Here is a 23,284-nt window from a genome sequence, read left to right as displayed (position 1 = left end):
TGATGAAAAAGTCACTCTTGCTGCTGGCCGCCCTGATGCTGGGCGGGTGTGCCACTCATTGGCCGGAGACGGCGCTGCTCAATCCGCAGGTGATCCCCGCCAACCAGCAATACTACTCTGGCAATCGCATCACCATGGAAGGGGTAGACAAGCGTGAGGCTGCCTACGTCTTCTCTATCAAACATAAAGAGAAAGCCCCCGTCCTGGTCAACAGTGAGCGTCCGCTCAACCTGCTGATGGCCGAGCGGCTGGCCGAAGGTCTGCGCAGCCAGGGTCTCGAAGTGGGCAACAGTGGCACCACCAACCTGACGCTGGTGATCTCCAACGCCGCAGTCAATGTGGAAGAGAAGACCTTTACCTATGTCACCAAGTCCCGCGTCAGCCTGCAGGTAATCGCCGATTTCCAGGGCAACCGTCTGACTAAGCAGTTCAACATGTCCTCCAGCAAGGAGAGCCCGAGCGAGCCAAGCATGGCCGATCTGGAGTCTACACTGAACCTGCAACTGGGTAGCGTGCTGCAGCAGATCATGGCGGATGATGCGCTGCGTGGTTACCTGAAAGGTCAACCGAACGGTGCAGGGGTCTGATGATGAAAAAACTCTGGTTGCTGGCCATGCTGATCGCCCCGCTGGCGTTCGCGGGCCCGAAAGTCAGAATGGAGACCAACCACGGCAATATCGTGGTGGAGCTGGCGTCCAAGCAGGCGCCCCAGACGGTGAAAAACTTCCTGCGTTACGTGGCTGATGGCAGCTATGACGGCAGCATCTTCCACCGAGTGATCCAGGATTTCGTGGTGCAGGGTGGTGGCTACAACCAGCAGTTCCAGCAACTGCCGACTTATGAACCTGTGGTCAACGAGTCGCGCGGCGGTCTGCCCAACAAGCGTGGCTCCATCGCCATGGCTCGCACCCAGGCGGCCGACAGCGCTACTCGCCAGTTCTACTTCAATCTGGTCGACAACAATAACCTCAACGCCGGTGGCTCTGCGGGTTATACCGTGTTCGGTCAGGTGGTTCAGGGGATGGAGGTGCTGGACAAGCTGGCTCAGGTACAGACCGGTTACAGCCCCATTTTGCGCGCCAACGATGTGCCGACCAGTCCCATCATTCTGAAGAAGGTGGTCTTGCTGGCAGAAACTCCAGCAGACAAGAAAGTCGCCAAGAAAGCGGGCAAGTAATCCTCACCGGACGCGGTTCGTCACCTCGCCCTCGTCAGGTCACAATACAAGGCTCATCCCGTTCGGGATGGGCCTTTTCTCTGGCCAGGCTTCTTTTGCCTATCTTTTTGCTCGCCTTGGCTATCTGCCATCAACCTGCCAAAATGACGCACTTTTCCAAAGTCGTCAGGTAGTTGAACATGATCCGCAAACCAAGCTGGAGAGAGTCCCTCGCCGTCTATCTCGAATTTCGGGTGTTTATTCTCTTTGCCATGGGTTTTTCATCGGGTCTGCCGCTGCTGCTGGTGTTCGGTACCCTCTCATTCTGGTTGCGCGAGGCCGATGTCAGCCTGACCGATATCGGCTATATGAGCTGGGTGGCGCTCGCCTATGGCTTTAAATGGCTGTGGTCACCGCTGGTGGATCGCATGCCGCTGCCGTTGCTCTCCACGCTGCTGGGGCGTCGCCGCAGCTGGATGTTCTTCTCCCAGCTACTGATTGCCGCCGCGCTGGTCGGCATGGCGTTCTGCGATCCCAAGACCGAGCTAGCCCAGCTGGCGATGTTTGCCCTGCTGGTGGCCTTTGCCTCGGCGACTCAGGATATCGTTATCGACGCCTATCGCATCGAATCTGCTCCCGAGCGGCTACAGGCGGCGATGGCGGCCTCCTACATGACTGGCTACCGACTGGCGATGATCATGGCGGGCGCCGGTGCGCTGGCGCTGGCGGCGTGGTTTGGCAGCAACAGCGGCTATGACTATCGTGGCTGGCAGATCACCTATCTGGTGATGGCGGGTCTGATGTCACTCGGGGTCATCACCACGCTGTTTTGCCACGAGCCGGAAATCGATCTGGCCGAGCAGGGCAAACAACAGGCCGAACGCAAGGCGCAGCTCCTGGAAAAAGGGTGGCCTGCGCTGCTGGCGAGTGCGGGGGCCTGGGGCTATGAGGCGGTCTGGTGCCCGTTTGCTGACTTCTTTCGTCGCTATGGCAGCTCGGCGCTGCTGATCCTGGCTCTGATCGCCTGCTATCGGGTTGCCGATGTGGTGATGGGGGTGATGTCCAACAGCTTCTATGTGGATATGCAGTTCAGCAAGACCGAGGTTGCCACCATTACCAAGGTGTTTGGCGTCATCATGACGCTGGTGGGCGCTGCGCTGGGGGGCGTGCTGGTGATGCGCTTCGGCACGCTGCGCATCCTGTTCTTGGGGGCGCTGCTCACCGCCAGCACCAACCTGTTGTTTGCCCTGCTCAATCAGGTTGGTCACAACCTGGAACTGCTGACGCTGATCATCTCGCTGGATAACCTCAGTGCCGGTATCGCGACCGCAGCCTTCGTGACCTATCTCTCCAGCCTGACCAATGTGGCATTTTCGGCCACTCAGTACGCCCTGTTCAGCTCGGTAATGTTACTGCTACCCAAGTTGCTGGCCGGTTTTTCCGGGCAGGTTGTGGAGCAGATTGGCTACAGTGCCTTCTTTGTCGGAACCAGTTTACTGGGCTTGCCCGTGTTGTTGTTGATTGTGCTTGTCGCCAGAAAAGGGAGTGAGTTGCTCTCAACGGCTGACAAATAGCAAGCGTTTGCGTAGAATCGGGGGTGATTAGATTCACACTTCCGGATAAAGTTCCCGAGAAGTTGTTTCACCCCCAATTTTATTTGATTAGAATCCCTCTCGCTCCTTGTGGGCAGGCTACGGAAAACCTCAACTAACGCACAAGAGACCAATAAAATGGCCAAATTTACCAAGACTCTGATCGCTGCCGGTCTGCTGGCTGCTGCCGCTACCCCGGCCTTCGCTGCTGACTACAGCGGTGATATCCACAAGAATGATTACAAGTGGATGCAGTTCAACGTAATGCACACCATCGACCAGCGCCCTTTCACCACCGGTGAAGAGGACTACAACGATACCTATTTTGAAATGGAATTCGGTGGTCGCTCCGGCCTGTTTGATCTGTACGGCTATGTCGACGTATTCGATATTTTCGACTCCCGCCACAGCAACAAACACCATGGTCAGAACCTGTTCATGAAGTTTGCGCCGCGCATGTCTCTGGATGCTCTGACCGGTAAAGATCTCTCCTTTGGTCCTGTGCAAGAACTCTACATTGCCAACCTGAACAACGTCGGCGACAAGCAGATGGAAAATCAGATTGGTCTGGGCGCCGATGTGATGGTTCCTTGGTTTGGCAAGGTAGGTATGAACCTGTATGCCCGTCATTCCACTGAGAACCAGTTCTTTACTGAAGAAGAAGGCGACTGGAACGGTTATCAGTTCTCCATGAACTGGTTCAAGCCCTTCTACACCTTCGGCAATGGCAGCTTTGTCTCCTACCAAGGCTATCTGGATTATCAGTTCGGTCTGGATACCCATGACCGTGCTGACCGTACCAGCGACAACCTGGCTACTTTCCACGGTATCTACTGGCACTCCGATCGTTATGCCGTTGGTTACGGTCTGAAGTACTTTATGGATGCTTATGGTACCAAAGATGGTTCCACTGCATACGATGGTACTCCTTGGAAGAGCACTGGCTTCAGCCACTACTTCTCTGTTACCTACAAGTTCTAATAAAACTTGGGGTACAAAAAACCGGAGCATCTGCTCCGGTTTTTTTATGGCCGCGATGTAGATAGCGTGGCGCGAGTCATCAAGTGCGCCACGGCTGAGTGGATAAATCAGTCGCGGAAGTTCTGGAACTGCATCGGTTGACCCAGTTCGGCGCCACGGACCAGTGCCATGGTCTCTTGCAGATCGTCACGCTTCTTGCCGGTGACACGTACTTCATCACCCTGGATGGCGACCTGTACCTTGATCTTGGAGTCCTTGATCAGCTTGACCAGCTTCTTGGCGATCTCTTTCTCGATCCCCTGTTTGAACTTGACGGTCAGGTGGAAGCGTTTGCCGGAGTGAACGGAGTCACCCACTTCCATGGAGCTGTTTTCGATGTTGCGCTTGAGCAGGGCACCGCGCAAGATTTCGACCATCTGCTTGAGCTGGAAATCGGCATCGGCTTCCAGCTTTACCTCTTCCTTGCTCAACTCGAAGCTGGCTTCTACCCCACGAAAATCGAAACGGGTGGCCAGTTCACGATTGGCGTTGTCGACGGCGTTCAACACCTCGTTCATTTTGACTTCAGAGACAATATCGAATGACGGCATAGCCGGAGCTCCTCATGTTGCGTTATCGGGGGGCAAATCTACCAGAAAACGGGCAAATTTGCTGATTTTGATGGGGTTGCTCTGCTAGAATCCCCTGCGCACAGGACGGGTGGACCCGTTAGTGTCCACCAGCGACATCTTCACTTATCCCCGGTAACAGGTTGAGAGGATTGCAACCCTTACCCTGACAGAGTCACACCATGCCAAGCGGATTAAAAAATTCCCGACAGCCCGTTATTCCACCCGTTACTCCGAAGTGGTCACTGTTGGGTTGTGGCGCCCTCGGTGGCGTTTTTGCCTCCCTGCTGACCCAGAGTGGTCAATCCACCCGTGTCTTGTTGCGCGAACATCATAAGTCCACGCTCCATCCGGGGATCGATTTCACCTCGCTGGAGGGGCATGTCCAGCTGCTCAATATCGAGCGCGGGTTTGTCAGCAAACCCGGCAAGATCCAGCGTCTGCTGGTGATGACCAAGGCCAGTCAGGTGATTGCCGCACTGACGCCGCTGGTGGGTAAGCTCGATGCCGGCGTGCCGATCGTGCTGCTGCACAACGGGATGGGCATTGCCGAGCAGGTGGCCGAGATGTTCCCGCACAATCCGGTGATTGCCGGTGTCACCAGCCATGGCGCCATGCAGTGCGGCCATTTTGTCTTCCGTCATACTGGCAAGGGGGAAACCTGGCTTGGCCCGATCAACGATGCCGCCAAGACCCATGCCGCGCTCGCGGATGAGCTGGCGCTGGCACTGGGCCAGGCTGGCTGGGATGAGCTGGTATTGGCGCGCCAGTGGCAAAAGCTGGCCATCAACTGTGCCATCAATCCCCTGACGGCTCTCTACAAGCTGAAAAATGGCGAGCTGGCTGGCCCCCGTTTTGCCGATGCCCTGCAGCAGATCTGCGTGGAAGTGGCGGATGTGATGTGCGCCGAAGGGATTGCGACCACGGCAGAGGAGTTGCAGCGTCGGGTGATGACAGTGGTGGAGCTGACCGCTGACAATTACTCCTCCATGTATCAGGATATGGAGCAGGGACGCGAGACCGAGATTGAGGCCATCACTGGTTTCCTGCTGGCCAAGGCTGCCCGGCATGGCATCGCCGTGCCGGTCAATCAGGGTCTCTATCAGGCGATCAAAGAGAAGAGTCAGGCCGTCTGATCTTTTACATGGCAGAACAAGCTGCAAGGAGGCGAACGTGAGTGTACTGGTGCTGGTGGCCCCCGGGTCAGAAGAGATAGAGACGGTGGCGATTGTCGATACCCTGGTGCGCGCCAGCATCGAGGTGGTGCTGGCCTCTTGTTGCCCTGCCGGATCGCGGCAGGTGAAAGCATCGCGCGGGGTACAGCTGGTGGCCGATTGTCATATCGACGAGCTGACCCGTCGGGACTTTGAAGCCATCGTGGTACCCGGTGGGCTGCCCGGCAGCGAAGTGATCCGCGATACCCCGCTGGCCATCGATCTGCTCAAAGAGCAGGCCGCTCTTGGTCGCTGGCGCGCTGCCATCTGCGCCGCCCCTGTGGTGGTGTTGCAACATCACGCTCTGCTGGGTGATGCCATCGTCACCTGTCATCCCGGCTTTCAGTCCCGACTACCGACATCGCAGCTGTCACGTGAGCGGTTAGTCAGGGATGAGGCTCATCGCCTTATCACCAGTCAGGGGCCGGGCAGTGCCATCGAGTTTGCCCTTGAACTGGTTCGGGTGCTGCGCGGGGATGACGTGGCTACCGCCGTGGCTGGCCCTATGGTGCTGCCTTGAGCGCACTCTGCTGCAGAATCAAGCTGGCCATGCTTTGAAAACGGGCCCCGGTCATCTTGATCGGAGCCCGTTTGTTATCTGCCGTTGTCGGTCACGCCATCTTGTCCGGCTCAGTAGTCGTACTGTGAGCACTGTTTTTTGTTGTACTCAGTTTTCCAGCGTGCCAATTCTTGCTCTGTGCCGAGCTTGTCCCCTTTCTTGATGGCCTGTTCCAGTATCTCAATCCGGTCGTACAGCCAGCGGCACTCTGCCGTCGGGTTGTTCTTGCCGATGCCGGTCAAAGGCAGCAAACAGAGTCCCAGCCAAAGATATTTCATCCCGAACGCTCCTTGTCATTGTGGTAGTAAAGGTCTCCTTGGAGTCTACTATTTTAGCCGCAACGAGAGATAGAGCTGCGGTTATCCTTGGGGTAAGATGATGCCATGTCTGTTTATTTATACAGTGGTATGCGCAAGATCATCCATATCGACATGGACTGCTTTTTTGCCGCGGTGGAGATGCGGGACAATCCGGCGTTGCGGGAGGTGCCGCTCGCCATCGGTGGGGCCTCCGAGCGGCGCGGCGTCATCTCGACCTGCAACTATGTGGCGCGCCGGTTCGGGGTGCGCTCCGCCATGCCGAGCGCCCTGGCGAAAAAACTCTGCCCGCCGTTGGTACTGATCCCTGGGCGAATGGCGGTGTACAAGGATATCTCCCGTCAGCTCAGGGCCATTTTCCTCCGTTATACCGATCAGGTTGAACCGCTATCGCTGGACGAGGCTTACCTCGATGTGACCCACAGTCGCTGTTGTGGTGGCAGTGCCACCCTGATGGCACAAGAGATCCGGCAAGCCATTGTTACCGAACTGGGATTGACCGCTTCGGCCGGAGTGGCCCCCAACAAGTTTCTCGCCAAGCTCGCCTCGGAGCAGCGCAAACCTGATGGTCTGTTTGTCATTCGTCCCGACGAAGTGGCCGAGTTTGTCTGCCAGTTGCCCCTCGGCAAACTGCCCGGGGTAGGGCGCAAGACTGCCGAGCGGCTGGAGGCGCAGGGGCTTTACACCTGTGAGGATGCGCGGGCCTTGTCGGCACAAGAGCTGTGCAATCGTTTTGGCAAACTGGGGGAGATGCTGACGACCCGGATCTGGGGGCTGGATGAACAGCCGGTACAGGCGCACCGGATCCGCAAAACCATCGGGGTGGAGACCACTTTGGCGAGCGATGTTTGTGACGAAGCCGCCTGCCTGAGGGTATTGCAGCAACTGCTGCCGGAGCTTGAGCGGCGATTTCAGTTGGCGTGCCCTGCCGAGCAGGTGATGGGGCAGGGGATTAAACTCAAGTTTGCCGACTTCCACCAGACCACCGTCTATCGCAGTCAGGGGGGCTATCAGCCAGCCTTGTTCGTTCCCCTGCTCAAAGAGGGGCTACAGCGGGCGCAAGGGCGTTCGGTTCGCCTGCTGGGCTTGGTGGTGGGTTTGCCAAAAGAGGGTGAAGTTAATCAACTCTCGCTGGATTTGCTGTGAGAGAGTTAAGTTTTTGTTTATAAAGTCGATAATCTATCCATATTTATATGACGTAGGAATATTGGCATGAGCGCTCTTTCTGTCCAGGGTCGGATTACCCTGATCGCCGGTTGCTGTCTGTTGGTGACAGCCGCCGCTCTGGTTGCCTCCTCGATTTACAACGCGAACAAGATGCAACAGCAGGTGCGGCAAGCCACCATGCACGAGGCGCAGCAGTCTGCCGAGAACTGGATGAAGGCGATGGGGTCGGAGCAGGCGGCCAAGGTGACCAGCTATCTCGATGAAGCCTATTTCCGCGCCAGTTTGCTGGCGGAGAGCGTGTTGTTCCAGCGCAAGAATGCGGCCGAGAACTTTGTCCATTCGGAGGCGCTGCGCAGCGCCGTCAATCAGCAACTGCACGATGCCGTTGCCTCATCGACCAATCTGCTTGGTGTCTATGCGGTGTTCGAGCCTGATCAGCTGGATGGGGAAGACAGCAACTATCAGGGCTCAACGGCGCTGGGTTCCAACGACAAGGGGCGTTTTTCCAGTTACTGGGCCTACGACAACGGCAAGATTGAGCCGGAAGTGCAGAATGAAGATGTTCTGGCCGATGAGAGCCCGACCGAGGCTGGTGGCATCGAAAACGAGTGGTATCGCTGCAGCATTCGCACCCGGGCCCTCTGCCTGCTGGAGCCCTATCTGGACGATGTGGGCGATAAACAGATATTGATGACCTCGGTGACGGTCCCACTGCTGGAGCAGGAGACCTTGCTGGGGATGGTCGGGGTCGATATTTCGCTGGCTACCTTGCAGAGTCTGGTCAGTTCCATGGACAAGGAGCTCTATGACGGCAAGGGCAGAATCTTGCTGGTCAGTCACGAGGGGCGCGTGGCGGGAGCCGATGAGTTTGATGTGACCATGGGACGCGGGCTGGATCAGAAGTATCAGGGGCTGGCCAGCGAGCTGAAAGGCTGGCTCAGTCGGGGTCAGGAGCTGACTCGCTGGAGCAGCGATGGCACCCTGTTGCAGACCTTTGTCCCGGTATCCATGCGTGGCACCGACCGTAAATGGGGCATCTACATTGAATTGCCTCGGGCCGTAGTGCTGGCCTCGGCCCAGCAACTGCAAGATGAGCTGGCCAGTGAGGCCAATCGCAGCGTGGTCTCGCAGCTGTCGATCGGAGTGCTGATCTCGCTGGTGGCCCTGAGTTTTATCTGGTTGATGGCGCGCCAGATTGTGGCGCCCATCCGCGCCGTGGTTGCCCGCCTCAAGGATATCGCCAGCGGCGAGGGGGATTTGACCCAGCGTATCGAGATCCAGCGGCAAGACGAGATCGGCGAGCTGGCCAAGTGGTTCAACAGCTTCCTCAACAAGTTGCAATCTACCATCAGTCAGGTGATTGATACCGTCTCCGGTACGCGCAACAGTGCCGAGCGAGCCGCGCAAGTGGCCGAGCGCACCAGCAGTGGCATGCAGGCCCAGTATCAGGAGATCGATCTGGTGGCGACGGCATTTGAAGAGCTGAGCGCCACGGCGTTGCAGGTCTCCGGTAATGCCGGCTCGGCGGTGGCAGCCGCCAACACCACTGACGCTGCAGCGCAAGAGGGCAAATATGTCGTTGCCGACACCCAGGAGGCGATGCGCAAGCTGATGACCATCATCAACGATGCCCAGCCGGTGGTGGAGCGACTCTCCGCCAACAGCGACAATATCAATGACATTCTTATCGTGATCCAGGGAATTGCCGAGCAGACCAACTTGCTGGCGCTGAATGCGGCTATTGAAGCGGCACGGGCCGGTGAGCAGGGCCGTGGCTTTGCCGTGGTGGCCGATGAGGTGCGTAATCTGGCCGGTCGCACCCAGAATGCCATCGTCGAGATCCAGACCCTGATCAGCCAACTGCAATCCGGTACCGGCGCCGTGGTCAAGGCGATCCGCGATGGTCATGGACAGGCTGACGAGACCCTCGCCAAGGTGGATCTCTCGGTGCAGGTGCTGGAGCAGATTATCCAGTCGGTCTCCACCATCCATCAGATGAACGAGCAGATTGCCCGAGCGGCGCAGGAGCAGAGCCGGGTGGCGGACGAGATCAACCGCAACGTCAGCAACATTCGCGATGTGAGCCATACCATCCGGGCCGAGGCGGCGACCTCCGCCGAAAATGGTCGCGAGCTCTCTGCGCTGGCGGACAAGCAGCAGCAGCTGGTGGGGCAGTTCAAGGTATAGAAAGGATGAAAAAAGGCGCCATCCAGCTGGAGGCGCCAAACACATTCAGATGACAGACTGGGTCAAACCGGTGAGATTTGAGCCCCTCTTCCCGCAGAGGAAGAAACACAACACCACAATCACAGTCGAAAGACTCACTAAAAACACATGTAAACCAACACGTAGTAGAAAATGTGAGCCATATGACGACTGATTGCTGGGCGAATTATGTTTATTCACTGGTCGACCCGCAACCGACAAATTATAATGCGCCCCATTAGAAAAACTCATCGTCGGCTGGTGTCATGTCTCGTCGTTTACCCCCGCTCAATGCCCTCAAGGCGTTTGAAGCAGCGGCTCGTCACTTAAGCTTTACCCGCGCAGCAGAAGAGTTGTTTGTGACTCAGGCTGCCATCAGTCACCAGATCAAGGCGCTGGAGGAGTATCTTGGCATCAAGCTGTTCCGCCGCAAAAACCGCTCCTTGTTGCTGACCGAAGAGGGGCAGGGCTATTTTCTGGATATCAAGGACATCTTTGCCTCCATCTCTGAGGCGACCGACAAGTTGCTGGCGCGTAGTGCCAAGGGGGCCTTGACCGTCAGTTTGCAGCCGAGTTTCGCCATCCAGTGGCTGGTGCCGCGGCTGGTGAAGTTCAGCGAGCGCCACCCCGATATCGATGTGCGGATCAAGGCGGTCGATCTCGACGAAGGGTCGCTCACCGACGATGTGGATGTGGCCATCTACTACGGGCGCGGAAACTGGCCGGGTCTGCGCTCGGACAAGCTGCATACCGAATACCTGATCCCGGTCTGTTCCCCCTTGCTGCTGACCGGGCCCAAGCCACTGCGTACGCCGCAAGATTTGACTCTTCATACCCTGCTGCACGATACCTCCCGCCGCGACTGGAAGGCCTGGTTCCGCCAGCTCGATATCGATGCCCCCAACGTCAACCAGGGGCCCATCTTCAGCCACTCCACCATGGTGATCCAGGCTGCGATCCACGGCCAGGGGGTGGCGCTTGGCCACAGCGTGCTGGCTCAGCCCGAGATTGAGGCCGGCCGCCTGATCTGCCCATTCGAGCAGGTGCTGGTGAGCAAAAATGCCTTCTATCTGGTGTGCCAGGAACAACAGTCGGATCAGGGCAAGATCGTTGCCTTCCGCGACTGGATGCTGGAGCTGGTGGAGCAGGAAGAGGCGCGTCGCAGGGCAAGGCTCGCCGATGCATGAGGTGATCCGCGAGGGGGCAGTTGATGCCCCCGTTCGCATTTTGCTGACCCACGGGGCAGGCGCGGGGATGGATCATGTCTTTCTTGCCGAGTTGTCACGCCTGCTGGCTGGCCCCGACATCGAAGTGGTGCGCTTCAACTTTCCCTACATGACCAGGCGAGCACAGGATGGCAAGCGCCGCCCGCCGGACAGAGCACCTGTGCTGCTAGCCCATTGGCGCGATATGATCCGCGAGTTTGCCCATCCACGGCTGTTTCTGGCGGGCAAGTCGATGGGCGGGCGGATGGCGGCGGAACTGTATAGCGACGGCGAGGGTGAGATGAATGCTGCAGGATTGCTCATTCTCGGGTATCCTTTCCACCCTCCGGCCAAGCCCGACAGCTGGCGAGGCGAGGTACTCAAGCATATTGCAGTGCCAACTCTGCTGTTGCAGGGGGAGCGCGATACCTTCGGTAGTCGCGCCGAACTGGCCGATTTCCCCTTCTCACCTGCCGTATCGGTCCATTGGTTGACCGATGGTGATCATGGTTTCAAACCGCGAAAAGCCAGTGGCGTGAGTGAGCAGAATAATATGCAGCATGCAGCGGCGGCCATCAGCCATTTTGTGGCCCGGCATGGATAGCACGAGAGGGTTGGCTTTATTGCCAGCCTTGATGAGAGAGGGAGAGTGAGGATGCAGATCCATCGACATTGGCTGATACTGGCCGGTCTCTTCGGGTTGACGGCCACCATGCTGGGGGCTTATGGCGCCCATGGATTGGCGGCGACCGGCATTACGCCCGAGCGTCTGGCGGCATTCAATACCGCCGTGCAATATCAGTTTTTTCACGCATTGGCCCTGCTGGTTCTGGGCTGGTGTGGTGTGCGCAGCAAGGTGATCCACCTGGCTGGCACCGCTTTTGTGCTGGGGATCATCGGATTTTCCGGCAGTATTTACGCCATGGTGCTGCTTGGCAGCAAGGGGCTGGGGTTGATTACCCCGGCCGGTGGCCTCTGTTTTATGTTGGGATGGGCGGCCCTCTGCTGGGGTGGCTGTCGTCTTGGAGGAAAAAATGAATAATCTGCTGCTTTATTGCCGCCCCGGTTTTGAGAAAGAGGCGGCTGCAGAGATCACCGAGCGTGCCGGTAACATGCAGTGCTACGGTTTCGCCCGGGTCAAGGACGACAGCGGTTATGTGATCTTCGAACTGTATGACGAGGAGCAGGCGGACCTGCTGGCTCGCAAGCTGCCATTCCGGGAGCTCATCTTCATCCGCCAGATGCTGGTGGTCACCCATGAGCTGAAGGATCTGGATGTTGCGGACAGGATCTCCCCCATCCTTGAGGCGGTGAGTGACTACACCATTTGCGGTGATCTGCGGGTCGAAACCGCGGACACCAACGAAGCGAAAGAGCTGTCAGCCTTTTGCCGCAAGTTCACCGTGCCGCTTCGTCAGGCGCTGCGCAGCAACGAGATCCTGACCAAGAAGGAGACGCCAAACCGTCCGGTGTTCCACGCCTTCTTCATGGCCAATGATCACGTGTTGCTGGGCTACTCCTATTCGTTCAACAACTCCGGATTCCACATGGGGATCCCGCGCTTGCGCTTCCCGGCCGATGCACCGAGCCGCTCCAGCCTCAAGCTGGAGGAGGCGTTTTACGTGTTCGTGCCGCGGGAAGAGTGGGATGTGCGTCTCTGTTCAGGCATGAAGGCGGTGGATCTGGGCGCCTGCCCGGGTGGCTGGACCTATCAGCTGGTGCGCCGTGGCATGATGGTGACGGCGGTCGACAACGGCATGATGGCCCAATCCCTGATGGATACCGGTCAGGTCAAGCATATCCGGGATGATGGTTTCGTCTGGCGTCCGAGCAAGAAGAACACCTACTGGCTGGTGTGCGACATGGTCGATAAACCGGCGCGGGTCGTTCACATGATTGCGGACTGGTTCCGTGAGGGTGACTGCCAGGAGGCGATGTTCAACCTCAAGCTGCCGATGAAGAAGCGCTATGCTGAATCGGTACACAATATCGAAGTGCTGCGCGAGATGCTCAAGGAGATCGACAACGCGTTCGTGATCCAGGCCAAGCAGCTCTATCACGATCGAGAAGAGATCACCGTGCATGTTTACAACAAGTACTGGGTCTCCAAACTCGAGCCCAAGGCGTGATGTAGCAGTTCTGCCCGTACGATAAATACCAAGGCCGACAGGGAAACCTGTCGGCCTTTTGCTATTCGGCTGCCGGAAACTATCAGAAACGGTAATCGAGGCGCAGGGAGGATTCGTCGTCGGTCACCTTGATCTCGATCTGCAGCGGGATGGTTTTGTCGACCGGATTGAATTGCATCTTTATCCCGTCTCCTCTCAGCCTGAGGGCGGTGTTCATTCCGCCAGCCTTGAACTTGACCTTGGGTCTGAAGCGTTCGACCGACAGACTGACGCTTTTTTCCGGGGTCAGATTAAGCTGCGGGTAGGAGGTGATCTTTTGATTACCAAAGTTGTCGGTGGAGACTTCAATACCAAACGACAGGGGTTTGGGTGCCTTGAGCAGGTCGTTGGTATTCAGGCTCGAGCGCCATACCTCGGTGGCAGTCCGTTTTTCCTGCTGTGGCAGTTTGGCGGTTTGGGTCTGTTGATCCTGCTCGAAAGCACTGGCAGTGCCACACACCAGCAGCAGACCCGACACCAGATAGCACCCGTATCCCTTCATGAAAAACACTCCCTGTTCTTCTTCTCTATTGAACATAGTTGCTGTTCGGGGAGTGGCAAAGGATTCGGAAATATAAAAAAGGGAGCCGAAGCTCCCTTTTAAAATCAATGAATTAACTCACAGGCGATCGATGATGGCCTGGGTGAATTCGCTGGTGGAAGCCGTGCCACCCAGATCGCGGGTGACCCGATCACCGGATTCGATGGTAGCTCGCACCGCCTCGCGGATCCGCTCTGCTTTATCCTGCATGCCGAGGTACTCCAGCATCTGAATGGAGGCGAGGATCACCGAGGTCGGGTTGGCGATATTCTTGCCAGCTATGTCAGGCGCAGAACCGTGGACCGCTTCGAAGATGGCCGCGCCATCGCCGATGTTGGCGCCAGGCGCCATGCCAAGGCCGCCAACCAGACCGGCGCAGAGATCCGAGAGGATGTCGCCGAACAGGTTGGTGGTGACCATGACATCGAAACGCTCCGGGTACATCACCAGGTTCATGCAGGCGGCATCGACGATCATCTCTTCGCTCTGGATATCCGGGTAGTGGCTGGCGATTTCACGTGCCACTTCGAGGAACAGGCCGGAGGTCGACTTGAGGATGTTCGCCTTGTGGATGATGGTGACCTTCTTGCGCCCTTCCTGACGAGCCAGCTCGAAGGCAAACTTGACGATGCGCTCGGCCCCTTCGCGGGTGATGATGCTCATCGCCTCGGCACTCTTGTTGTCATCGCTACGCTTCTGACCTGCACCCGAGTACATCCCTTCGGTGTTTTCACGCACCGTGATGATGTCGATGTTGTCGTAACGGCTTCTGGTGCCCTTGAAGGAGATGACCGGACGCACGTTGGCGTAGAGGTTGAACTTCTTGCGCAGGGAGACGTTGATGGAGGTAAAACCGCCGCCGACCGGTGTGGTCAATGGCCCTTTCAGGCTCACCTTGTTCTTCTCAATCAGATCCAGGGTAGCCTGGGGCAGCAGCTCGCCATGCTTCTCGAGGGCAACCAGACCCGCATCAGCGTATTCGTACTCAAAATCACAGCCCGCATGGGTCAGGATCTGGATGGCTGATTCAATGATGCTGGGGCCGATGCCGTCACCGGGGATCACGGTAATTTTTCTTTTGGACATGAGAGGGTTCCACTTCCAGGGTATAGGGGAGGATGGGGCTGCTTTATAGCATTTACTCAGCAAACCAACCACATTCCTTTACATTCTACTCACTTTTATCAACAGCGAGGGTGAGTCTCGTCATGGTTCACGCCCTTACCTGCATTTTTGTTCGGCACTTTAGTCTGGCTGGGGCGGGTAGCGGATGTCCCGCAGGTTGAATCCCAGCGGAATATCCCGCTGCAAGTGCACCAGCCGCTGGGCCAGCAGGGCCTCATCCTGATGCTGGCGCAGTTTGATCAGTGGCTTGGCGGCGTCCTCTTGCTGGCAGACCTCGAGCATGGCTGCCAGAGTGCCATATTGCTGCAACAGCTGGGTGGCGGTCTTGGGGCCGATCCCCGGAACCCCCTTGATATTGGAACCGCTGATACCGGTCAGGGCCCAGAAGTCGACCAGCTGATTAGGTGCTACCCCATATTGCTGCTGGACGAAGGCCGCATCCAGCCAGCGTTTGTTGAAGTAGTCGCGCACCCGGATCTGCGGGCAGATCAGTTGGCAGAACCCCTTGTCGGTGGAGATGATGGTCGCCTGATGGCCATGGCTGGCGATGCCGCAGGCGAGAGTGGCGATAAGGTCATCCGCTTCATCGGTCTCGGAGAGCAGGGCATCGACCCCGCACTCCCAAAAGGCATCCTGCAGGGTCGCCAGCCCTTCACGCAGTTCGGGGGGCATGGGAGTTCGCCCCTCCTTGTAGGCCGGATAGACCTCTTTGCGCCAGCTATGCACCTCGCCATCAAACACGGCAATGACATGGGTCGGTTCGCTATTGGCCAGCAGCTTGCGGCAGGTATTGATAAGGTTGGCGCGGGTTGCAACCAGCGCCTGGGCAGGGGTCAGTGCCTGCTGGGCCTGTACCGCGTGCAGACGGCGAATGAGGTTGAGGGCATCGATGATGAGCAGGTGTGGCCGGATAGTTGACATGGGGCACTCTTGGCGGTCGGGACGCCCCATTGTAACAAACCGCTCGCCTTATGGGGGATTGATGGCGGTTGGGAAGGCATAGCGCAAATAAAGAGGGGCGCCGATGCGCCCCTCTGTCGATGATGTATCTGTACCCTAGCGGACGATTTCGTAGCAGGGCACATACTGACTGCCCGGCAGCTTCATCCGCTGCTGCTTGACGAAACTCTCCAGCAGCTTGTCCATCAGGTGCATCAGCTCCTTGTCGCCATGCAGCTTGAAGGGGCCTTTCTTCTCGATGGCGCGAATGCCCCCTTCCTTGACGTTGCCGGCGACGATACCGGAGAAGGCACGACGCAGGTTGGCGGCCAGCAACTGGGGCGGCTGGTTGCGGTGCAGATCCAGACTGGCCATGCTGGCGTGATCCGGCTCGAAGGGGAGTTGGAACTCCGGCTCAATCTTGAGGGACCAGTTGAAAGAGTAGGCATCGCCGACCGATTTGCGATATTCGCGGATTTTCGGCATCGCCTCCTTCATCACCCGGGCCACTTCCGGTGCATCGCCGACAATGATCCGGTAGAGCTTGGTCGCCGGTTCACCCAGGGTCGCCTTGATGAAGTCGTCGATGGCTCGGAAGTAGTCGGCACTCTCTTTCGGGCCGGTCAGGATGATAGGCATCGGCTGCCGCTCGTTGGCCGGATGCATCATGATGCCGAGCAGATAGAGCAGCTCTTCGGCGGTGCCGACCCCGCCCGGGAAGATGATGATGCCATGGCCGAGGCGCACGAAGGCTTCCAGCCGTTTCTCGATATCCGGCAGGATCACCAGCTCGTTGACGATGGGGTTGGGCGGTTCGGCCGCGATGATGGAGGGCTCGGTCAGGCCGATGTAGCGCCCGTTGCGCACCCGCTGTTTGGCATGGCCGACGGCGGCCCCCTTCATCGGGCCCTCCATGGCGCCAGGGCCACAGCCGGTACAGATGTTCAGCTCACGCAAGCCCAGTTCGCTGCCCACGGCGCGGGTGTACTGGTATTCGATCTCGTTGATGGAGTGGCCACCCCAGCAGACGATCAGGTTGGGGTCGGCGCCTGGCAGAATCACCTTGGCGTTGCGCAGGATGGCGAACACCACGTTGGAGATATGAGTGGAGTTAGTCAGATTGACCTGGCGGTTGGACTCGAGCTGATTGGAGACATAGAGAATGTCGCGCAGCACCGAGAAGAGGTGCTCCTGAATGCCGCGAATGATCTCGCCATCGACAAAGGCGTGCTCGGGGGCATTGAACAGTTCCAGCTTGACCCCGCGCTCGCGCCGGATCACATGAATATCGAACGATTTGAAGCGCTCCAGTATCTCCTTGGAGCTGTCGGTATGGCTACCGGAATTGAGCACTGCCAGCGAGCAGTTGCGAAACAGTTGATAGATATCGCTGGAGGCAGTCTGCTTGAGGCGATCCACCTCAAGCTGTGACAGCAAATCCATGCTGCCGACGGGATTGATGTGCGTAATCATAGGTTCCCCTTTACTCACTTGTTATCGTTGTGTTTTTCCCTGGGGAGAAAAGGGGACGCTATGTTGCATCCCCTGAGATCGATAGTAGTGGTAACAGAGGGTAGAGGGAAATAGGGCGACGACTGTTCGCTGTTTTTTTCGCCGCTTGTCAGGCCAGTGTCACTTGATCCCGACCGGTGTGCTTGGAGTGGTAGAGTGCCTTGTCCGCCCGTTCAAACACATCTGACGGGTTGTCCCCATCCTTGAACAGGGTTGCGCCGATGGAGATGGTGATCTCCACCTTGGCATCGCGAAAACGGAACGGGATGCTCTTGATGGTCTGGCGCAGGGTCTCCAGCGGCTTCTGGAACTTGTCCGGGTTAATGTTGGGCAACAACACCACGAACTCTTCCCCACCAAAACGGGCGATGAAGTCGGTGTCACGCAGCGCGCTTTGCAGCGCCTTGGCGACCACTTTCAACGCCTTGTCACCCGCCATATGGCCGTAGTTGTCATTGATGTTCTTGAAGTGATCGATGTCGATGATCGCCATGCAGAGCGGAGTGCGGTAACGAAGCCAACGTTTGTACTCCTGCTCCAGCCGTTCATCGAGGGCGGCCCGGTTGTGTACCTGGGTCAGGCTATCGAGGAACAGCTTGTGTTTTTGAATGGTCAGCCGCTTCTTGTACTCGGCGGTCTCTTCCTTCATCAAGCGCAGCTTGGACTCCATGGTGGAGAGGCGGGTGAGCAGGTGACGTTCCCGTGCTGCGGTACTTTCCCGTTCTTGAAGCAGCAGGTTGATGGCGCCCATATGGCCGGAGATGGCGCGCTTGAGCGCATCGATGGAGTTATGGCTGGCCAGAGAGTGATCGATCGCCTGCAACTCGTTGACCAGTGCCTCACGGGTCTCTCGGGTTTCGTTTTGCAGCGCGCGCCCCTCATCGAGGGATTCGGTAAAGCCGACATGTACTGCGGACAGGCTCTCGTTGAGAGAGCTGAGGAAGGCGCGAGAGGCTTTACGCTCCTCACGGGTGCCTTCGATGATGAGCTCGATCACCTGCAGGCAGGTTTCCGCCAGCAGGGCAGGGTTGATCCCGATCAGCAGTTGGCGGCGAATGTCGCTCAGGCTCTCGCCGATGGCGCCGGCAAAGTCGAGTTCGGTGATAAGTCGCTGCAGCTCATCGGCGATACGGGCGTGATCCTTGAGATCAAACGGGTCGGCATCGGGCTGGCCATCGTTGCTGGCAGTATCGCTTTCTTGTTGAGTTGCACCTGAAGGTGCCAACAGGGGCTGACTTGGCAGCAGCTGGATCTTGATCGCCTGCTGGTAGAACTCCAGCAGCTTGATCACCTTCTTCTGGTGATCGGCAATGCCGTAACCGGCGGGACTTGCCAGAAATTCCTTGAGGGACTTGCGGGTCTCTTCCGGGAAGCCCTTGATGGTTTTCAGCTGTTTGGAACCAAGATCGATGGCAGTTTGAGTCAGGGTGATCGACTCTTCGAGCGCATTGCTGTGCTGCTGTAGCAATTTTTCAATGGCCAGCAGGTCGGCGTCCAGCGAGGTAAATGCGGGATTGTTATCCAGTTTCTGCTTGAGCTTGGCGAAGCGATTGTCCAGCTCGCGGTCGAAGCCACGGCAGGAGAGCATCAACTTGTTGATAAACTGGATGCCGCGAGCACGCTCTGCATCGGAAAACGACAGCACGCCGTCGAGTTCCAGCTGTTTCTGCTGAAGGGATTCCCTGAGTCTTGCCAATTGTCCTGCTACGGCAGCGATGTCATTCATTATCAGGTCGCCCTGTTGTCATTATTGTTTTTGGTGTTGGATAGCAACAGTGGTCGAACCTGGTTTCGATCCTCGCCTGTTATCTACATTATTTCCTGGTGGTTATCGGCTGCAGGCTTCCTTGCAAGGCTGGGCCAATTAACCCATTGCTTTTCATGAGAAGAATTGACTTTTACCAGTCCCTTGTCAATTGCCATCAGGCCGCATTGCCACACATCTCCATTAAAAAATGCCGCTTGTTGGCAATCGATCGCAGCCAGCTCCAACCAGGCGTTTTGCTGGCATTTTTCACTGAGCTGAATGGCTCCCGACAGGGCGAGATAGCAGAGGTCAAACAGGCCATTGTGATCGAGCGCGGTCGCCGCTTTCGGCAGGAAGGGGTGACTGACAATCCCGAGGCTGATCTGGCGATCCAGCGGATAGTTGCAAGGAAAGGCGGCGATGGCGGTCAGCAGGTCTCCCGCCAGTTGATGCAGGTTGGTGACGTGGCGCTGTGGCACCACATAGAGCATGTGTCCTTCACGCAAGTCATAGATACGGCCATCTTGCGGGGTCAGGGTGTCCATATAGGCACCGAAGGCCTGTTCGATTTCTCTGCTGGCCTGATAGCCGTGGCGCTCCAGCGTATTGACCAGGAAAGGCACCCGGAACAGCAGATAGTGCAGCTTGTCATCGAACTCGCTGGAGGGCTGTTCGCTGAGGTACCAGCGATCCGATTTCAGCTGGCGCTTTGCCATCTCCCTCGGCCAGCGGTTCATTAGCCGCTGCCAGTTGGCCAGCCCCGAGCGTGGCTCGATCAGCAGGGCCTCATTGGTCCGTTTCAGTTGCAGGCGGGCAGTACGCAGCTTGAGCCAGAGGGTGAAGAAGAGGTAGATAAAGAGCGCCAGCAGCAGGCTGGTGGTGATGCTCGACCAGAGATAGCGCTCCTGCTGATGCTGGCTGTTGTTAAGCCGCTGCTCCAGCTCCTTGATATGTTGTACCCGCTCGACCTGGACATAGTTGTCGCGGATCGCCGCCTGCTCCATGGCTTGCTCCTGCTGGCGCACCTCCTCGCCAAGACGGTGGAAGCGCTTGTAGCTGTCGAGTGCCTGGCGCAGATACCCCTTCTGCTCGTAGGCAAGCGACAACAGGCGGAATACCTCGTACTGGCGGCGGGTATCGCCGAGCTGATTAGCCAGCGCGCGGGCGTTCTCCAACTGCAGGATGGCGATGGCGGCCTCCTGTTTCTTCAGATAGAGCTCGCCGAGCAGCAGCAGGGTATCTATGAGCGGCTCTTTGGCATCGCTCAGCTCGTGGGACTGACGGGCCGCATTGAGGTAGTTGCTGGCCAGCGAGAGGTTGCCGCTTTGCAGGTAGGTTTTGCCAATTTCGTATTTGAGCAGAGAGGCTTGCGGTCGGTTGCTCCCCTCATCGAGCAGATCCAGGGCATTGAAGAAGTAGACCAGCGCCATATTGAGGTCGCCCTGCTCGCGGTTGAGTCGCGCCAGCACCATCAGGGAGTCGCACAGCAGGGAAGGGTTGCCGATGGAGTGGAAGTAGTTGGCCGCCTCATTGGCATACTGCAGCGCTTTCTGTGGCTCCTGCTCCTGCTGGTAGAGTTTCACTATCTGGTTCGACAGCAGGCCGAGAAAGAGCGGGTCATTGAGGCTTTTGGCCTGTTGTTGGGCATCGATATATTCCCCCAGCGCCAGCTGTGGCTGCTGCAGCGCACGATAAAGGTCGCCGCTGATGGCGCTGACCCAGGCACTGGCGAGGGGATTGGGGGTCTTGGCGGCCCAGATCCGCGCATCTGCCAAGTGGGCCTTGGCATCATCGAAGTGCTGGTTCTCGATGTCGTAGCTGGTGCGTTGCAGGCGGCCATAAATCTGCAGCTGGCTCTGCTTGAGAGTGGGGACGGCCAGCTGTTCGTCCAGTTGATCCATCAGGGCGCGGCTGGTGCTCTGGTTATCCGGTTTGAGGGCCTGACTGCGGATCTTGAGATAGAGGCCGTGGGCCTTGAGTTCCGGTTGTTGCTCTTTGTCTGCCAGCGCCATCGCCTTGTCGAGCGCTTGCTGGGTGGCCTGATATTGGCCCAGTTGCAGCAGACACTCCCCTTTGAGCAGATGGGCGCCTATGGTCTGGGCCGCCGTGCTGTAACTCAGGATGGGCTCGCGATAACCGAACTCCTGGCGATTGCTGATGATTTGCTGGGGATTGTTGGCTGCGCGCGTCAGGAAGGCTGTGGTGATCTGGACGCATCTGGCAGGATCGGTCAGTACCATCGATTGCGCTTGTTGCAGATCGATAGAGAGTTGCTCCTTGTCCAGATCCAGATTCGGAGCTGACAGGGAGGACATCATCATGGCCAGAAAAAACAGTTGATTCATTGGATTAAGGACGGCGCAGAGGTGTTGGCATGTTATCCAAGCCCCCCCCTGCGAGTCCAGCGTTTACTGTGGTTTGCTGGTGGCCGGCAAGTGGGTTTCGTCTGGATTTTATTATCCAGCCCCATTATCCCAGCTGCGTAAAGCATCGATCGAAACCTTTTTGCCAGTCATGGAGGGCAGTGTACCTGCCCTCTCTGTCGCAGCTCGACTTTATTGGCGGATCAGACGCAGGTTGGCGGGCACGGCTTCGAAATCGGAGCGGAACGGGTTGATATCGAGGCCACCGCGACGGGTATAGCGGGCATAGACGGTCAACTGCTCAGGCTGGCAATAGTGTTTGAGGTCGATAAAGATCCGCTCGATGCACTGCTCGTGGAACTCGTTGTGCTGGCGAAACGAGATGAGATAGCGCAGCAGCTTCTCCCGATCGAGTTTCGGCCCCTTGTAGCGGATCACCACGGAACCCCAGTCCGGCTGGCTGGTCACCAGACAGTTGGATTTGAGCAGGTGGCTGTGCAGGGTCTCCTCGACCAGCTCGCTGCCAGCGGCCCCTTGCAGCAGGGACGCATCAAACTCGTAATTGTCTACCTCGATATCCTGCTCGTCGATGCACTCGCCGGGCAGCTGGGCAATCTGGTGCGGCGCCTTGTCGAGGGGGAACAGGGTCACCTTGACGGTCTCGCCGGCACAGGCGCTCAGATCCTTGGTCAGCATGGCGGCGACTGCCTCGATAGAGTCGCAACGGGTCTGGTTGAAGGAGTTGAGGTAGAGCTTGAAGGATTTGGATTCGATCAGGTTCGCACTGGTGGCCGGAATGGCCACTTCACCCACCGCCACTATCGGCTTGCCCTTGGCATTGAGCCAGGAGAGCTCATAGAGGGTCCAGACATCGCAACCGCTAAAGGGCAGATCATCGCCCAGCTGGAGATCATCCCGGTTCAGGCTACGTGGAACCGGCTGCAGCAGGGAGGGGGTGTACTGGCTGATGTAATCGGATTGCTGGCCCAGGCTCAGGCCGGTCAGGGCGCTGGCCCCGGCGTATCTATCTTGTTTGCTCACAGGGTTGCTCACGTAATCTGCTCATGATGAGTGGAATGAAACGGACCATTGCAGGGCCGGATGGTTGCAGCCGTCTGGCTTGGGCGTCGGCCTCTCTGTATCCCGGGTTCTGTTTCCCGAGTCACTAGGTCGGCTGGCAACCTTGTCTGTTACCGGGTTTGGTGGTGCAATAGCGGACTTTGCCAGCAATTGTGGGGATTTTCGATGTCGGATCAAGTTTTGTCTGCCCTGGAGCACTTTTTTGCCCGCTGGCAACGGGATGGTGAGGCCAGACGAGGCCTGCCCCTGTGCGAGTGGGAGGCGGACTGGCGTTCCCCCTGCCAGCTTGGTGAGCCCGCCGATGGTCGGGTGGCCTGGCGCCCTCACCATCGCCCCGAACCCGCCGATTTTACGGCCATGGCCGATGCCCTTGAGCTGACAATTCATCCCGGCGCCATTGCCCTGTTCGGGCACTGGTTCAGCCGCCCCATCCCCTGCCTTTTCAAGGGGCTGCGCCTTGAATTGATCCTGCCGTGGAACGAGGCAGATCTCGACCTGCTCAAGGAGAACCTCATCGGCCACCTGCTGATGCTGCGCAAGCTAAAACGAACCCCCTCCATCTTTATTGCCACCACCCGCAACGAGATGACGCTCATCTCGCTGGATAACGAGAGTGGTCAGGTGTGGCTGGAGTGGCTCGATTCCGGCCGCCGTCTGCCGTTGGCGCCCTCTTTGCCGGCGTTTCTGGAACGGCTGGAGACGTTGCCGCAATAGTGCCTGTTCGAGCCAAAGTTACTCATCGGAACGAAAAGAGCCTTGCCATGCGGCAAGGCTCTTTTTTATGGCATCGCGTACAGGGAACGCG

Annotated in this window: 22 protein-coding genes; 13 read left to right on the top strand and 9 right to left on the bottom strand. The window is 57.8% G+C overall.

The window, feature by feature from the left end; all coding sequences use genetic code 11:
- Positions 1 to 2 precede the first annotated feature (2 nt).
- The 4 genes from A9G06_RS03620 to A9G06_RS03605 all read left to right on the top strand — a co-directional run bounded on the left by A9G06_RS03620 (position 3) and on the right by A9G06_RS03605 (position 3,729).
- The gene (locus tag A9G06_RS03620) at positions 3 to 587 is read left to right on the top strand and encodes a YajG family lipoprotein (RefSeq protein WP_005349692.1); all 585 of its coding nucleotides are present in this window, start codon (positions 3 to 5) and stop codon (positions 585 to 587) included.
- A gap of 2 nt (positions 588 to 589) precedes the next feature.
- Positions 590 to 1,177 carry a peptidylprolyl isomerase gene (locus A9G06_RS03615; protein WP_069554295.1) on the top strand — a complete coding sequence of 196 codons (588 nt, stop codon included), beginning with the start codon at positions 590 to 592 and terminating at the stop codon, positions 1,175 to 1,177.
- Between the two features lie 173 nt (positions 1,178 to 1,350).
- Positions 1,351 to 2,730, top strand: coding sequence for an MFS transporter (locus tag A9G06_RS03610; RefSeq protein ID WP_040068511.1), 1,380 nt, complete (start codon positions 1,351 to 1,353; stop codon positions 2,728 to 2,730).
- Between the two features lie 156 nt (positions 2,731 to 2,886).
- Positions 2,887 to 3,729 (top strand): outer membrane protein OmpK, encoded by an 843-nt coding sequence (locus A9G06_RS03605; RefSeq protein WP_069554294.1) that lies wholly within the window; start codon positions 2,887 to 2,889, stop codon positions 3,727 to 3,729.
- A 107-nt stretch (positions 3,730 to 3,836) separates the two neighbouring features.
- Here A9G06_RS03605 and A9G06_RS03600 read toward each other — a convergent pair whose 3' ends face one another.
- Entirely contained in the window at positions 3,837 to 4,319 is a 483-nt protein-coding gene (locus A9G06_RS03600; protein WP_069554293.1) for a YajQ family cyclic di-GMP-binding protein, read from the bottom strand.
- Between the two features lie 200 nt (positions 4,320 to 4,519).
- On the opposite strand from A9G06_RS03600, the gene A9G06_RS03595 reads away from it, so the two are divergent.
- Both A9G06_RS03595 and A9G06_RS03590 read left to right on the top strand, forming a co-directional pair.
- Positions 4,520 to 5,473: a 2-dehydropantoate 2-reductase gene (locus tag A9G06_RS03595; protein ID WP_069554292.1), complete on the top strand. Its 954-nt coding sequence runs from the start codon at positions 4,520 to 4,522 to the stop codon at positions 5,471 to 5,473.
- A gap of 37 nt (positions 5,474 to 5,510) precedes the next feature.
- Positions 5,511 to 6,071: a DJ-1 family glyoxalase III gene (locus A9G06_RS03590; RefSeq protein WP_069554291.1), complete on the top strand. Its 561-nt coding sequence runs from the start codon at positions 5,511 to 5,513 to the stop codon at positions 6,069 to 6,071.
- 110 nt (positions 6,072 to 6,181) lie between these two features.
- Here A9G06_RS03590 and A9G06_RS03585 read toward each other — a convergent pair whose 3' ends face one another.
- Positions 6,182 to 6,388, bottom strand: coding sequence for a hypothetical protein (locus tag A9G06_RS03585; RefSeq protein ID WP_005338629.1), 207 nt, complete (start codon positions 6,386 to 6,388; stop codon positions 6,182 to 6,184).
- Between the two features lie 129 nt (positions 6,389 to 6,517).
- Between A9G06_RS03585 and dinB the strand changes: the two genes are divergently transcribed.
- The 6 genes from dinB (at position 6,518) to rlmM (ending at position 13,133) form a co-directional block, all read left to right on the top strand.
- Positions 6,518 to 7,573 carry a DNA polymerase IV gene (gene dinB / locus A9G06_RS03580; RefSeq protein WP_083243721.1) on the top strand — a complete coding sequence of 352 codons (1,056 nt, stop codon included), beginning with the start codon at positions 6,518 to 6,520 and terminating at the stop codon, positions 7,571 to 7,573.
- A gap of 66 nt (positions 7,574 to 7,639) precedes the next feature.
- Positions 7,640 to 9,781, top strand: a complete 2,142-nt coding sequence (locus A9G06_RS03575) for a methyl-accepting chemotaxis protein (RefSeq protein WP_069554289.1) — start codon at positions 7,640 to 7,642, stop codon at positions 9,779 to 9,781.
- Positions 9,782 to 10,065: 284 nt separating this feature from the next.
- A complete protein-coding gene (locus A9G06_RS03570) occupies positions 10,066 to 10,986 on the top strand; it encodes a transcriptional regulator GcvA (protein WP_005338622.1) in 921 nt (306 codons plus the stop codon).
- Complete coding sequence (locus tag A9G06_RS03565) at positions 10,979 to 11,608, top strand: alpha/beta family hydrolase (RefSeq protein ID WP_069554288.1); 630 nt, start codon at positions 10,979 to 10,981, stop codon at positions 11,606 to 11,608. Before A9G06_RS03570 ends, A9G06_RS03565 begins: the two co-directional genes overlap by 8 nt.
- 51 nt (positions 11,609 to 11,659) lie before the next feature.
- Entirely contained in the window at positions 11,660 to 12,046 is a 387-nt protein-coding gene (locus tag A9G06_RS03560; protein ID WP_069554287.1) for a DUF423 domain-containing protein, read from the top strand.
- On the top strand, positions 12,039 to 13,133 hold the full coding sequence (rlmM, locus tag A9G06_RS03555; RefSeq protein ID WP_005338617.1) for a 23S rRNA (cytidine(2498)-2'-O)-methyltransferase RlmM: 1,095 nt from the start codon (positions 12,039 to 12,041) through the stop codon (positions 13,131 to 13,133). The genes A9G06_RS03560 and rlmM overlap by 8 nt, the downstream gene beginning before the upstream one ends.
- An 82-nt stretch (positions 13,134 to 13,215) precedes the next feature.
- On the opposite strand, the gene A9G06_RS03550 is transcribed toward rlmM, so the two are convergent.
- The 7 genes from A9G06_RS03550 to queF form a co-directional block, all read right to left on the bottom strand.
- The gene (locus tag A9G06_RS03550; protein ID WP_005358627.1) at positions 13,216 to 13,674 is read right to left on the bottom strand and encodes a hypothetical protein; all 459 of its coding nucleotides are present in this window, start codon (positions 13,672 to 13,674) and stop codon (positions 13,216 to 13,218) included.
- A 117-nt stretch (positions 13,675 to 13,791) separates the two neighbouring features.
- Positions 13,792 to 14,799: an isocitrate dehydrogenase gene (locus tag A9G06_RS03545; protein ID WP_005349723.1), complete on the bottom strand. Its 1,008-nt coding sequence runs from the start codon at positions 14,797 to 14,799 to the stop codon at positions 13,792 to 13,794.
- Between the two features lie 159 nt (positions 14,800 to 14,958).
- Complete coding sequence (xni, locus tag A9G06_RS03540) at positions 14,959 to 15,759, bottom strand: flap endonuclease Xni (RefSeq protein ID WP_069554286.1); 801 nt, start codon at positions 15,757 to 15,759, stop codon at positions 14,959 to 14,961.
- A gap of 135 nt (positions 15,760 to 15,894) precedes the next feature.
- Positions 15,895 to 17,250, bottom strand: a complete 1,356-nt coding sequence (gene ppnN / locus A9G06_RS03535) for a nucleotide 5'-monophosphate nucleosidase PpnN (RefSeq protein ID WP_005338611.1) — start codon at positions 17,248 to 17,250, stop codon at positions 15,895 to 15,897.
- Between the two features lie 148 nt (positions 17,251 to 17,398).
- Positions 17,399 to 19,015: a diguanylate cyclase gene (locus A9G06_RS03530; protein ID WP_069554285.1), complete on the bottom strand. Its 1,617-nt coding sequence runs from the start codon at positions 19,013 to 19,015 to the stop codon at positions 17,399 to 17,401.
- Positions 19,016 to 19,098: 83 nt separating this feature from the next.
- Complete coding sequence (locus A9G06_RS03525; RefSeq protein ID WP_042081124.1) at positions 19,099 to 21,381, bottom strand: hypothetical protein; 2,283 nt, start codon at positions 21,379 to 21,381, stop codon at positions 19,099 to 19,101.
- A 210-nt stretch (positions 21,382 to 21,591) separates the two neighbouring features.
- Positions 21,592 to 22,440 (bottom strand): NADPH-dependent 7-cyano-7-deazaguanine reductase QueF, encoded by an 849-nt coding sequence (queF, locus tag A9G06_RS03520; protein ID WP_069554389.1) that lies wholly within the window; start codon positions 22,438 to 22,440, stop codon positions 21,592 to 21,594.
- 204 nt (positions 22,441 to 22,644) lie between these two features.
- On the opposite strand from queF, the gene syd reads away from it, so the two are divergent.
- Positions 22,645 to 23,193 (top strand): SecY-interacting protein, encoded by a 549-nt coding sequence (gene syd / locus A9G06_RS03515; protein WP_069554284.1) that lies wholly within the window; start codon positions 22,645 to 22,647, stop codon positions 23,191 to 23,193.
- Positions 23,194 to 23,284: the final 91 nt, after the last annotated feature.

Source organism: Aeromonas sp. DNP9, from assembly GCF_001728955.1.
Taxonomy (GTDB): domain Bacteria; phylum Pseudomonadota; class Gammaproteobacteria; order Enterobacterales; family Aeromonadaceae; genus Aeromonas; species Aeromonas veronii.
The sequence above is the reverse complement of the archived record's forward strand: the minus strand, read 5'-3'. Positions and strand labels throughout refer to the sequence as shown.